The organism is Cupriavidus sp. 01L46, from assembly GCF_056399905.1.
In genome coordinates, this window is record NZ_JBFTSF010000024.1 from 1 (window position 1) to 12668 (window position 12668).

The 12668-nt window shown below is 66.5% G+C and carries 13 protein-coding genes; 4 read left to right on the top strand and 9 right to left on the bottom strand.

Going from position 1 to position 12668, the window contains the following annotated elements; translation table 11 throughout:
* From msbA to AC1DS3_RS06695, 3 genes are all read left to right on the top strand, one after another.
* On the top strand, positions 1 to 1730 hold a 1730-nt coding region (msbA, locus tag AC1DS3_RS06685), incomplete at its 5' end, for a lipid A export permease/ATP-binding protein MsbA (RefSeq protein WP_477126873.1).
* A gap of 96 nt (positions 1731 to 1826) precedes the next feature.
* Positions 1827 to 2417 (top strand): peroxidase-related enzyme, encoded by a 591-nt coding sequence (locus AC1DS3_RS06690; RefSeq protein ID WP_441639433.1) that lies wholly within the window; start codon positions 1827 to 1829, stop codon positions 2415 to 2417.
* Positions 2418 to 2473: 56 nt separating this feature from the next.
* A complete protein-coding gene (locus tag AC1DS3_RS06695; protein WP_441639432.1) occupies positions 2474 to 3688 on the top strand; it encodes a cation:proton antiporter in 1215 nt (404 codons plus the stop codon).
* Positions 3689 to 3718: 30 nt separating this feature from the next.
* Here the strand turns inward: AC1DS3_RS06695 and AC1DS3_RS06700 are convergent, their stop codons facing one another.
* Both AC1DS3_RS06700 and AC1DS3_RS06705 read right to left on the bottom strand, forming a co-directional pair.
* A complete protein-coding gene (locus AC1DS3_RS06700; RefSeq protein WP_477126874.1) occupies positions 3719 to 4216 on the bottom strand; it encodes a hypothetical protein in 498 nt (165 codons plus the stop codon).
* 8 nt (positions 4217 to 4224) lie between these two features.
* Entirely contained in the window at positions 4225 to 5145 is a 921-nt protein-coding gene (locus AC1DS3_RS06705) for a sterol desaturase family protein (protein ID WP_441639430.1), read from the bottom strand.
* Positions 5146 to 5233: 88 nt separating this feature from the next.
* Here AC1DS3_RS06705 and AC1DS3_RS06710 point away from each other — a divergent pair, with 88 nt between their 5' ends.
* A complete protein-coding gene (locus tag AC1DS3_RS06710; protein WP_441639429.1) occupies positions 5234 to 5908 on the top strand; it encodes a TetR/AcrR family transcriptional regulator in 675 nt (224 codons plus the stop codon).
* Here AC1DS3_RS06710 and rng read toward each other — a convergent pair whose 3' ends face one another.
* The 7 genes from rng to purD form a co-directional block, all read right to left on the bottom strand.
* Complete coding sequence (gene rng, locus AC1DS3_RS06715) at positions 5909 to 7375, bottom strand: ribonuclease G (RefSeq protein WP_043344550.1); 1467 nt, start codon at positions 7373 to 7375, stop codon at positions 5909 to 5911.
* A gap of 132 nt (positions 7376 to 7507) precedes the next feature.
* On the bottom strand, positions 7508 to 8113 hold the full coding sequence (locus AC1DS3_RS06720) for a Maf family protein (protein ID WP_477126875.1): 606 nt from the start codon (positions 8111 to 8113) through the stop codon (positions 7508 to 7510).
* Between the two features lie 110 nt (positions 8114 to 8223).
* Positions 8224 to 8694, bottom strand: a complete 471-nt coding sequence (rlmH, locus tag AC1DS3_RS06725; RefSeq protein ID WP_043344552.1) for a 23S rRNA (pseudouridine(1915)-N(3))-methyltransferase RlmH — start codon at positions 8692 to 8694, stop codon at positions 8224 to 8226.
* Between the two features lie 22 nt (positions 8695 to 8716).
* Positions 8717 to 9448: a ribosome silencing factor gene (rsfS, locus tag AC1DS3_RS06730; protein WP_441639426.1), complete on the bottom strand. Its 732-nt coding sequence runs from the start codon at positions 9446 to 9448 to the stop codon at positions 8717 to 8719.
* A 15-nt stretch (positions 9449 to 9463) separates the two neighbouring features.
* On the bottom strand, positions 9464 to 10234 hold the full coding sequence (locus AC1DS3_RS06735; protein ID WP_441639425.1) for a nicotinate-nucleotide adenylyltransferase: 771 nt from the start codon (positions 10232 to 10234) through the stop codon (positions 9464 to 9466).
* A 10-nt stretch (positions 10235 to 10244) separates the two neighbouring features.
* Positions 10245 to 11156, bottom strand: a complete 912-nt coding sequence (gene hemF, locus AC1DS3_RS06740) for an oxygen-dependent coproporphyrinogen oxidase (protein WP_477126876.1) — start codon at positions 11154 to 11156, stop codon at positions 10245 to 10247.
* 219 nt (positions 11157 to 11375) lie between these two features.
* The gene (gene purD / locus AC1DS3_RS06745; protein ID WP_477126877.1) at positions 11376 to 12644 is read right to left on the bottom strand and encodes a phosphoribosylamine--glycine ligase; all 1269 of its coding nucleotides are present in this window, start codon (positions 12642 to 12644) and stop codon (positions 11376 to 11378) included.
* Positions 12645 to 12668: the final 24 nt, after the last annotated feature.

A 12668-nucleotide genomic window follows, 5' to 3' on the forward strand; every position in this document is an offset into this window, starting at 1 on the left:
CCGACACCCTGAAGCGAGTATGGTCCTACCTGCGTCCGGAAATGCGTGTCTTCATCGTTGCCATTATCGCGATGGCGGCTGTGGCTGGCGCCGAAGGGATCATGCCCAAGGTCGTCAATGACCTGCTCGACAACGGTTTCGGCGGCGCATATGCCGGCAAGCTCTGGCACGTGCCGGCCCTGCTGGTTGGCGTGGCACTGATACGCGGGGTGGCGCAGTTCGCCTCCGGCTACCTGCTCGCCCTGATCTCCAACCGGGTGCTGCTGAAAATGCGCATGCAGATGTTCGAGCGCATGCTGCATGCGCCCGCGCTGTTCTACCATCGTAATACCGCGGCGTCCCTGATCAATGCGGTGATCTTCGAAGTCAACCAGGTCATGCAGATCCTGACCGGCGTGCTGATCACCCTGGTGCGCGATTCGCTCACCGTGTTGGCGCTGCTGGTCTACCTGTTCTATACCAACTGGAGCCTGACGCTGGTGGTGGCTGTGATCCTGCCGGTGATCGGTTTTGTCATGGCCAAGGTCAATCGCCGCCTGCGCCGCCTCAATCGCGATCACCAGGCGCTGACCAACACCGCGGCCTACGTGGTCGAGGAAGCAGCCGGTGGCTACAAGGTGGTCAAGCTGCATGGCGGCGAGGCTTACGAGACGTCGCGTTTCGCGGCCATGGCCGAGCGCTTGCGTGGCTATTCCATGCGCATGGCAGTGGCAGGCGGGCTGAACCAGCCCGTCACGGCATTCCTGGCGGCGCTGGCGCTGTCTGTCATCCTCACCATAGCGATGATCCAGTCGCAGACCAACCACACCACGGTGGGCAGCTTCACCGGCTTTGTGATGGCGATGCTGCTGCTGGTCTCGCCGCTCAAGCACCTGACCGACCTGAACCAGCCGCTGCAGCGCGGCCTGACTGCGGCCGAGATGATCTTCGGCCTGATCGATGAGCCGATCGAGCCGCAAGACGGCGGCCTGCCGCTCGAGCGCGCGCGCGGCGAACTGGTGTTCGAGAAGGTGGGCTTCCGCTACGGCGAGGCCGCCCGCCCGGCATTGGACAACATCAACTTCCACGTCAGCGCCGGTGAAGTCGTCGCGCTGGTGGGGCCGTCGGGCAGCGGCAAGACCACGCTGGTCAACCTGGTGCCACGCTTCTTCGACCCGACCGACGGCCGCATCTTGCTGGACGGCAAGACCATCGACGCGTTCTCGCTGCATGACCTGCGCCGCCAGATTGCCTTTGTCAGCCAGGACGTGGTGCTGTTCAACGACACGGTTGCCGCCAACGTGGCCTATGGCGTGCATCCGGCGGCGCAGATCGACATGGCGCGTGTCGAGCGCGCGCTGGCCGCCGCTTACCTGACCGATGTGATCAAGGGCCTGCCGCAAGGGCTGGAGACCAATATCGGCGACAACGGCATGAAGCTGTCCGGCGGCCAGCGCCAGCGCATGGCGATCGCGCGCGCGCTGTACAAGGACGCGCCGATCCTGATTCTCGACGAAGCCACCTCGGCGCTCGACTCCGAATCGGAGCGCCAGGTGCAGGCCGCGCTGGAGGCGCTGATGGTTGGCCGAACCACGCTGGTCATCGCGCACCGCCTGTCCACCATCGAGAACGCCGATCGCATCGTGGTGCTCGACCACGGGCGCGTGGCGGAGCATGGCACCCACGACGAACTGCTCTCGGCCGAGGGACTCTACGCCGGGCTGCACAGGATCCAGTTCGCCACGCAGTAAGACGGCGCAGCCGGCCAGATTTCCGCTGCCCGCGGCAGCTAGCGCGGGCGGTTCATGCGCAGTGCAAAGAGGGGAGCACCCCCGAAGGAGACCACCATGACCGCATCGCCGCCACTCAGCCGTTACCCGGTTCCCGCCATCGCTGACCTGCCCGAGGACATCCGGGCTCGCATCCTGGAAGTCCAGGACAAGGCCGGTTTCGTGCCGAACGTGTTCCTGACGCTGGCCCACCGGCCGGATGAGTTCCGCGCCTTCTTCGCCTACCACGATGCGCTGATGCTCAAGGAGGAGGGCGGCCTCTCCAAGGGCGAGCGCGAGATGATCGTGGTGGCCACTTCGGGCGCCAACCAGTGYCTGTACTGCGTGGTGGCGCACGGCGCCATCCTGCGCATCTACGAGAAAAAGCCGACGCTGGCCGACCAGGTGGCCGTCAACTACCGCAAGGCCGACATCACGCCGCGCCAGCGCGCCATGCTCGACTTCGCCCTCAAGGTCTGCGAGGCCTCGGCCGAGGTTGGCGATGCCGATTTCGCGGCGTTGGCCAAGCATGGGTTCAGCCACGAGGATGCCTGGGACATTGCGGCCATCACCGCCTTCTTCGGCCTGTCCAACCGCATGGCGAACACCATCAGCATGCGGCCGAACGAAGAGTTCTACCTGATGGGGCGCGTGCCGAAGGCTAAGTAGCGCCTCTGGATGCGCGCCCGCCCCCTTGTTCCACTTCTCTCGATCCGCCCGTCGCCTTGAATCCCGTCTCGCTCTTCTTTGCCCAGGCCTGCCTGGTGGTCGGTACACCGTTCATCCTGTGGCGCGGGCTGCGCATCGGCAGCATCGTGCCGCTGGTGGCCATGCAGATCGTGGGCGGCATCCTGCTCGGGCCGTCCCTGCTTGGCACGCTGTGGCCGCAAGGCTGGCAGGCCCTGTTCGGGCCGGCGCAGCTATCCGCGCTCTCCGGGCTGCAATGGCTGGCGGTGGTGCTGTTTGCCTTCCTCTCCGGCTTGCACATCGGCGGCGCGCAGCAGCCAGGGATACGGCGCATTGCGATGGCGGCCGCGCTTGGCAGCGTGCTGGTGCCGTTCGCGCTCGGCACGGCAGCCGGCGCCTGGCTGGCCTACGCCACGCCAGAAGCCGTAGGGCATGCGGCATCTGCCTGGCAATTCGCTTTCGCCGTGGGGGTTTCCATGGCGGTGACGGCGCTGCCGGTGCTGGGGGCGATCCTGCGGGAAATGAAGCTGTCCGACTCCGTGCCCGGCCAGCTGGCGGTCGGCTGCGCCGCCTTCAGCGATGCGGCTATCTGGCTGGTGCTGTCGGCCATCCTTGCCAGCGCGGGCCGTTCCTCAACCTATGACTTCCTGCGGCTGGCTTGCCTGGGTCTTGCCTACGTCGGTGCGATGCTGTGGCTGGTACGCCCGCTGCTGGCGCGCATGCTGCCACGGATGGCCGCCGTTGATGCGCGCCTGGCGCTGGTCGCGGTGCTGATCTTCGGCTCGGCGCTGATTTCCGAATCGGTCGGCCTGCATTACATCCTCGGCGGCTTCCTCGCGGGCATCGTGCTCCCGCGCGATGCGGCCGGCGAGCTCCGGCGCCAGCTCGAGCCCGCCACCGTGGTGGTCCTGATGCCGTTCTTCTTCCTGATGACCGGGCTGCGTACCGACATCGCCATCGGCGGCCAGGCGACGCTTCTGGTGTTCGCCCTGAGCACCATGGTCGCGGTGGTCGGCAAGGTGGTCGGGACCGCATTGCCGGCGCGCCTGGCCGGCCTGCCGCGGCGCGAGGCCTGGATGCTGGGCGCGCTGGTCCAGACCAAGGGGCTGATGGAAGTGGTCGTGCTGGGGATCTTGTTCGAAGCCGGGCTGATCGGCATGACGGCCTTCTCCGGCCTGCTGCTGATGGCGCTGGCCACCACCGTGCTGGCCAAGCCGCTGACGCGCGCGCTGTCGCGCCTGCGCGAGCGCTGAGCCGCGCTTGCCGTCAAGCGCCAGGCAGCGCTAGCGGATTTGCGCGCATGCGCCGCTGCGCGGATCGAACAGCACCGGCCACGCCTGCTCGTAGATGCCCGGGGTGCAATGCTGCTCGCAATGCGCATGCGCCAGCGTGACGCGCCGCGGGTCCTGCCAGACCATCAGCGTGCAGCCGCTGCCATCAATCGCTTGCAGTTCGATATGCGGGGTCTTGCGCACCTGGCGGAACTCGGTGAGATCGAAATGGCAGGAGCCGTGCCGGCCCACCCACAGCTTCCAGCTCAGGCTGCGCACATCGTTGCTGGCCACCCGCATATGGGCATCCTCGCGAAAGCCGTCTTCCTCCGTGCGCTGGCAATCGGCGGCGATATCGATGTCGTGCGGGGGAATGGGCGTGGCGCGTTCCCGCGCCACGGGGCCGGGGGCCTTTTGTGTCTCGGGTGCGCGCGCAGCCGGCGGGGAGGGCGGAGGCAATGTCACCGTGCATGCCGCCAACGCGGCAGCTAACGGCCACAACACGCACACCGCTCTCGCTACTTCGGCGCGGCGCCGCTGCCCTCTGATGCAAGGGGGCCGGCAAGCGCGAGCTGACGGCGAAGCGCTTCAGTGGTGTGGCCCTGTCCGTCGGGGCGCCAGCCGGGCGGCAGGAGGAGAAAGCCGAGCATCGCACTCAAGCTGCGTGCTTGCGCCAGGTCCCGCCCAAGGTCGAGCCACTGCTGGAACTCGACACGCAGCGGATTGCGCGAGCGCATCGGGGTGACCAGCCCATAGCGGCACGGCACGTCGTCGCGCTCGGCCATGTAGGTGCCGAAGAGCCTGTCGAAGACGATCAGCACACCGCCGAAGTTGGCATCCAGGTATTCGATATTGGCAGCGTGATGAACCCGATGCGCGGACGGCGTGTTCAGGACATATTCCAGCCAGCCGAGCCGCGGGATCCAGGTCGCGTGAATCCAGAATTGATAGAGCAGGTTCAGCGACAAGGTCGCGATCACCACCTCGGGCGGAAAGCCCAGCCACACCAGAGGCGTGAAAAACAGCGTGGTGCCTGTCAGCTTGCCGGTCCAGCCAAGGCGGTAAGCCGTCGACAAGGTGAGCTGGTTGGGCGAGTGATGGACGGCGTGCGTGGCCCAGAAGAAGCGCACGCGGTGCGCCGCGCGGTGGTACCAGTAGTAGCAGAACTCCTGGCCGAAGAACAACGCCAAGCCCAGCAGCCAGCTATTGAGCACGATGGTTTGCAAGCGGTGTTCCCAGGCTAGCGCGAATACGGGCGCCGCCAGCGACAAGGGCAGGAAGACCAGGATCTTGCGCCCGGCCAGGTCTACCAGTGACAGCCACGCCTCATGCCAGTCGAACGTGCCGGGCTTGCGCCAGTGCAGCACCAGCGCTTCCATCAGGGATGCGCCGACCACCACCGGCAAGGCATAAAGCTGAAGGATTTCAAGACGGGTCATGACCGCTCCCGGAGCATGAGGGGATAGTATGCGGATGATTATATKAGCTAGTATCAGGTTTGCTTACTCGCGTTCCGGAGTCCCCGCCATGACCCTGCAAACCCGTGAAGACAACGGCCCTAAGCGGCGCCGGCCGATGCAAGCGCGGTCCCTGGAGAAGCTGGAACTCATATTTGAGTCGACCATCCGCCTCCTGGACAAGGAGGGGCTGGAGGGTTTGAGCACCAACCGGATCGCCGAGGTGGCCGGCATCAGCATCGGTACGCTCTACCAGTACTTCTCGAACAAGCAGGAAGTGATGGAAGCACTGGGGCGCCGGGAGATCGAGAGCGTGATGGGGCGCCTGGGCCTCTTGCTCAGCACGCCCGGCACGGCCGACCCCACGGCGCGCGCCAGGCTACTGGTGCGTGCATTGCTAAGTGCATTTGGCGGCCGTCACCGCGTACGCAAGCTCTTGCTGGAGGTAGCGCTGGCCTCGGGCAGCAGGCACGCGCTGGAAGGCTCCGCGGCGCAGGTCGCGCAGTGGCTCAGCTCGGGCCGCGTCGTCGACGTCGAGAACCGCGCGCTTGTCATGCGGCCGATGGCCGCCTTCGTCCTGACGCAGGCCGTCATGGGCGTGATGCGCAGCGCGCTGGCGGCGGACGAAACCCTGCTGGCCGATCCTGAACTGGAGGCCAACCTGGTGCGCTTGATCCGGGGATTCCTGAATGAGGGTGCTGCGCGGCATCAGGCAGCCGCGGGGGATGCCCGATGCCGTTCCTGATCACATCAAAATGATGTCGTACTGTTCCTGGTGGAATGTCGATTCCACCTGCAGCGAGATTGGCTTGCCGATAAAGTCGCCGAGCATGGCCAGATGCTGGCTTTCTTCTTCCAGGAACAAATCGATCACGTGCTGCGAGCCAAGGATACGGAACTCGCGCGGGTTGAACTGGCGCGATTCGCGCATGATCTCGCGCAGGATGTCGTAGCAGACCGTGCGCGGCGTCTTGACCTGGCCCTTGCCCGTGCATACCGGGCACTGCTCGCATAGCACGTGCGCGAGAGACTCGCGCGTGCGCTTGCGGGTCATCTCCACCAGCCCGAGCTGCGAGAAGCTGTTGACGGTGATGCGGGTGCGGTCGCGCGACAGCGCGCGCTTGAGTTCCGAGAGCACCTGGTCGCGGTGCTCGGTGTTTTCCATATCGATGAAATCGATGATGATGATGCCGCCCAGGTTGCGCAGCCGCAGCTGGCGCGCGATCGTATGCGCCGCTTCCAGGTTGGTCTTGAAGATCGTGTCGTCGAAGTTGCGCGCGCCGACGTAGCCACCGGTATTGACGTCAATGGTGGTCATGGCCTCCGTCTGGTCGATCATCAGGTAGCCGCCGGACTTCAGGTCGACCCGGCGCGACAGCGCCTTCTCGATCTCGGCGTCGATATTGAAGAGGTCGAAGACGGGGCGCTCGCCAGTGTAGTGCGACAGGCGTGGCAGCACCGCGGGGGTGTACTCCTGGGCGAACTCGACCAGCTTCTGGAAGTTCTCGCGCGAGTCCACCTGGATCACGTTGGTGGCATCGTTGACGAAGTCGCGCAGCACGCGCTGGGCCAGGTTGAGGTCCTGGTAAAGCAGGTTGGGTGCGGGCAGCGTGGTGGCATTCTGGCGGATCGAAGCCCAGATCTTGCGCAGGTAGGCGATGTCGTTGCCGAGTTCTTCGTTGCTGGATTCTTCGGCGATGGTGCGCACGATGAAGCCGCCGCGCTCGTCCGCCGGCACCAGCCCTTGCACGCGGGCGCGCAGGGCTTCGCGGTCGACCTCGCCCTCGATGCGCTGGGAGATGCCGATGTGCGGGTCCTGCGGCAGGTAGACCAGGGTGCGCCCCGCAATGCTGACCTGCGTTGACAGGCGCGCGCCCTTGGTGCCGATCGGGTCCTTGATGACCTGGACCATCAGGGCCTGGCCTTCGTAGAGTGTCTTTTCGATGGCAAGCGGCGCGGCGTTGGCGTTCTTGTCCGGATCGCGCGGGTGCCAGATGTCGGCGACGTGGAGGAAGGCGGCGCGCTCCAGCCCGATATCGATGAAGGCGGACTGCATGCCGGGCAGCACGCGCACGACCTTGCCGAGGTAGATATTGCCGACGAGCCCGCGCGACAGCGTGCGCTCGACGTGGAGTTCCTGCACGGCGGCCTGCTGCACGATGGCCACGCGTGTTTCCTGCGGTGTGATGTTGACGAGGATGTCTTCAGTCATAGTKGATGAAACTCGTCGCCGGCTGACCGGCCAGGTGGTTGTCCGCATTGTGCTGCCATGCTTCCCGCGGGCGCTGCCGTGGCCAGGGTGGCAGCAGCTTGAAGCGCGAACGGATGGGCGGCGGCGGGGTTCTCAGAACCGCAGATGGGCCTGTCTGAGCAGCAAAGCCGTCTCGAACAGGGGCAAACCCATGATACCCGAATAGCTGCCGTCGATTCGCTCGACGAACTCGGCGGCGCGGCCCTGGATGCCATAGGCGCCGGCCTTGCCGGCGGGTTCACCGCTGGCAACGTAGGCGGCAATCTCGTCGGCCGCCATGGCGCGAAAGCTCACTTCGGAAACCGACAGCGCGTGGCGCTGGCCGAGCGCGGAAACCACGGTTACCGAGGTCAGCACGCGGTGGGTGCGCCCGGACAGGGCGGCCAGCATGCGGGCGGCATCGGCATCGTCGGTGGGCTTGCCGAGGATCTCGCCGCCCAGGCAGACGGTGGTGTCCGAGGTCAGGATGKGGGCGTCGGGCAGGGCGCGCCGCTCGCGCCGGCGCAGCGCGGCTTCGGCCTTGAGCGCGCATACGCGCTGCACGTAGTCGTCCGGGCTTTCACCCGGCAACACGACTTCCAGCGCCTCGGCGTCTTCATCGTCGTCGGCCAGCAGCAGTTCGTAGGCGACGCCAAGCTGGGTCAGCAGCTCGCGCCGGCGCGGGCTCTGGGAGGCGAGATAGAGGAAGGTATGGGTCACGGCAGGGCAGTGGGGGGGAGGGCATGCCAAATGCGGCTGCGGCGCATGCGCCGCTTCGGTCGCATTGTACCCTCGGCCTTGCCTGGTGCGCGACACGGGCGCGCCTGGTTTCAGGCGCGGTGGTAGGGGTGGTTCTGCGTGACCGACCAGGCGCGGTAGAGCTGCTCAGCCAGCAGCACGCGCACCATGCCGTGCGGCATGGTCAGGCTGGACAGGCGCAGCAGGGTTTGCGCGCGGGCCTTCAGGGCGGGATCGAGGCCGTCGGCGCCGCCGATCAGGAAGGCGACATCGCCGCCTTCGCGCTGCCAGTCGCCCAGCTGGGCGGCAAGCTGCACCGTGGTGAGGTCGCGGCCGCGCTCGTCCAGCGCCACGATGCGGCATTGCTTGGGCAGCGCCGCCTCGATGCGGGCCGCCTCGCGTTGCATCACGGTGGTGGCGTTATTGCTCGACGAGCGCGTCTCGGGCTTGATCTCGCGCAGCTCGATGCGCAGCTCGGGCGGCATGCGCTTCGCGTACTCCGCGAATCCGGTTTCGATCCAGCCGGGCATCTTGTGGCCAACGGCCACGATCAGCAACTGCATGGCGGGAAGCGGGCCGTCCGGCTCAGGCCGAGCGGGTGGTGCGCTTGCGCGCGACCGGTGCCTTGGCGGCAGTCTTGGTCGCAGCCGTCTTGGTGGCGGTCTTGCGTGCCACGCCGGTGCCAGCTGCGGTCTTGCGCGGCGCGGCTGTCTTGGCCGGTGCCTTGCGTGCCGGCGCCGAGCCCAGCGCGCTGGTCAGGCGTTTTTGCACGGTCGGGGCGCGGTTGGTGGCGATGGCGTCCGGGTCCGTATCTTCGTGGCCAAGCGGCGGCGAAGGCTCTTTCATGCCTTCAGGCAGACGGGCCAATGCCGGGCGCAGGCCGGTGGCGCGGCGCGCGGTGCGCACGACCGGAGCGTCGTCTTCGTCTTCGCCGTCGATCGGCTCGCTGGCCTTGGCCAGGCCCTTCTTGGCCGTGGACAGCTTCAGGCGTACCGGCTTGTCACCCCAGAGTTCTTCCAGGTTGTAGTACATGCGCAGCTGCGGCTGCATGATGTGGACGACGGCGTCGCCGCAGTCGACCAGCACCCATTCGCCTGTTTCCAGCCCTTCCACCGCAACGATATGGCCGCCGGCTTCCTTGACGGTATCGCGGACCGAGGCGGCCAGCGCCTTGGTCTGGCGGTTCGAGCTCCCGCTGGCGATCACCACCCGGTCGAACAGTTCGGTCAGGTGGGTGGTGTCGTACACCTTGATGTCCTGCGCTTTGACATCTTCGAGGCCGTCGACGATGGCGCGTTGCAGTTTGCGAATATCCATGGTGCTTTTTTCAGTTCAGCTGAGATCGGTTTGGGGGCGGGCCGGGATGGGCAGATCCGACTGCGTCGGCCGATACAGGCCGCGGCTCGCAATGTAGTGTGCCACGCCGGACGGCAGCTGGTCATCTGCCGGTTGTCCGGCAGCCAGGCGTTGGCGTAGGGCGGTGGAGGAGAGGTCGACGGCGAGCGTCTGGTCGATCCACATGCGGCCGGAGGGCATGGATTGTATCAGGTCGGTGGACGCACGCCGTTGCGCGAGCTCCTGGCGCACCGGACCGTCCAGTTCCGCGAGGTCGAAACCGGGCCGCGTCGCCACGCAAAGATGGACGTGCGCAAACAGTGCTTGCCAGCCATGCCAGGTGTGCAGGCGCAGCAACTGGTCGGCGCCCATGAGCCACGCCAGCGAGGCATCGGGGCCATAGTGCTCGCGCAGTTCATGCACGGTATCGACGGTGTAGCTGGGGCCGGCGCGGTCGACTTCCATGCGGCTCGCATGGACCAGCGCGCGCGTGTCGGACAACGCCTGCGCGGCCAGTTCGGTCATGGCGAGGCGGTCGGCGGCGGGGGTGACGTCGTCGCCTTTTTGCCACGATTGGCCGGTCGGGATCCAGACCAGCTCGTCGAGTTCGAGATGTTCGATGCAGAGGCGGGCGAGCGCCACGTGGCCGATGTGGGGCGGATCGAAAGTGCCGCCGAGAATGCCGAGGCGGTAGGGGCGGTTGCTCTTGGTCGGGCCTGCTGCGTCTGCCGCGTTGGCGGTGAGCGATCGTGCGATGTCGTGTGCCATGGGGTTGCCGTCAGGCCCACTCGCGCACGGGCAGGAAGTCCGTGTACAGCGCGGCCTCCGCGCTGCCCGGTTCCGGCTGCCAGTCGTAGCGCCAGCTGGCCAGCGGCGGCATCGACATCAGGATCGACTCGCTGYGGCCGCCCGATTGCAGCCCGAAGTGCGTGCCGCGGTCGAACACCAGGTTGAACTCGACATAGCGGCCGCGCCGGTAGGCCTGGAACTCCCGCTCGCGCTCGCCGTAAGCCGTGTCCTTGCGCGCTTGCAGGATCGGCAGGTAGGCGTCCAGGAAGGCGTCGCCGACCGATTGCATCATGGCAAAGCTGCGCTCGAAGCCGAGCGCGGAGAAGTCATCGAAGAAGATGCCGCCAATGCCGCGCGCTTCGCCGCGGTGCTTGAGGAAGAAATACTCGTCGCACCATTGCTTGAAACGCGGGTAGAGGTCATCGCCATAGGGGGCGAGGGCATCGCGGCAGGTGGCGTGGAAGTGTGCGCAGTCGCCAGCGTCGCCGTAGTACGGCGTCAGGTCCATGCCGCCGCCGAACCACCACACCGGCTCGGCGCCTTCCTTCACCGCCATCAGGCAGCGCACGTTCATATGCACGGTAGGGACAAAGGGATTGCGCGGGTGGAACACCAGCGACACGCCCATTGCCTCGAAGCCCCGCCCGGCGAGCTCCGGCCGGTTGGCGGTAGCCGATGGCGGCAGCGCATCGCCCCGCACATGCGAGAAGCCCACGCCGGCCCGCTCCATCACGGCGCCGCCTTCCAGGATAAGGGTGCGGCCGCTGCCGCGCAGGCGCTCGGTGGGCGGCTTCTCCCAGGCATCGGTCGAAAACGCCTTGCCGTCGATGGCGGCGATAGCGTCGGTGATACGGTCTTGCAGACCGAGCAGATAGGCACGGACTGCCTGGGAATCGATCATGGTATGCGGGCGGGTGAGCCGGAGCGGTGACGGCCGGGCAGGTCAGTCAACCTGCCCGGCCGTCATAGCGATGTCATGATTGTACTGGCTGAGGCAACGCCTGGCCGGATTCGGCAAATTCAGCACGAACCACCGTAAAAGGCGAAGAAACCGGAGCGAGCGGCCCATGGCAAGCACCGCAGGGCTCGCCATGGGTCGCGCGGTAGATGGATTCGTCCTTTACCGTTTGATGGCTCGGTAGCCGATGTCGGTACGGTACTGCATGCCGTCGAAGTGGATCTTCTCGGCCGCGCCATAAGCCGCGCGCTGTGCCGCCTTGACGGTATCGGCCAGCCCGACCACGCACAATACGCGTCCGCCCGTGGTCAGCAGCGTGCCGTCCGTGAGCGTGGTGCCGGCGTGGAAGGTCACGCTGTCGTCGGTCTCGGCCGGGATGCCGGTAATGGCATCGCCCTTGCGCGGCGCATMGGGATAGCCAAAGGCGGCCATCACCACGCCCAGCGCGGTGCGGCGGTCCCAGTCCAGTTCGATCTCGTCGAGCTTGCCGTTGACGGCGTGCTCCATCACATCGACCAGGTCGGTCTTCAGGCGCGCCAGGATCGGCTGGGTTTCCGGATCGCCCATGCGGCAATTGAATTCCAGCGTCTTCAGGTTGCCGTCGGCGTCGATCATCAGGCCGGCGTAGAGGAAGCCAGTGTAGGTGATGCCGTCTTTTTCCATGCCACGCACGGTCGGCATGATGATCTCGCGCAGCGCGCGGGCATGCAGCGCGGGCGTGACCACCGGGGCCGGCGAGTACGCGCCCATGCCGCCGGTATTGGGGCCGGCGTCGTGATCGAGCAGGCGCTTGTGGTCCTGGCTGGTGGCGAGTGCCAGGACGTTCTTGCCGTCCACCAGCACGATGAAGCTGGCCTCCTCGCCCTCGAGGAATTCCTCGATCACCACGCGTGCGCCGGCATCRCCAAGGCGGTTGTCGGCCAGCATCATGTCGACCGCGGCGTGCGCTTCTTCCAGGGTGGCAGCAACCACCACGCCCTTGCCGGCGGCCAGGCCGTCGGCCTTGATCACGATCGGCGCGCCTTGCACGTCGATATACGCGTGCGCCGCGGCGGCGTCGTTGAAGGTCTGGTAGGCGGCGGTCGGGATGCCGTGGCGCTGCATGAAGGCCTTGGCGAAATCCTTGGAGGATTCCAGTTGGGCCGCCGCCTGCGTCGGGCCGAAGATGCGCAGGCCCTTGGCACGGAAGATATCGACGATGCCGGCCGCCAGCGGCGCCTCGGGGCCGACCACCGTGAAGCTCACGCCTTCGCGCTCGGCGAAGGCCGCGAGCACTTCCGGATCGGTCAGGGGAACGTTCTGCAGCCGCTTGTCGAGCGCGGTGCCGCCATTGCCCGGCGCCACGTACACCACCTGCACCTTGGGCGACTGGGCCAATTTCCAGGCCATCGCGTGTTCACGACCACCCGAGCCGACAACCAATACTTTCATGATCTACTGCCAGAAAAAATGACG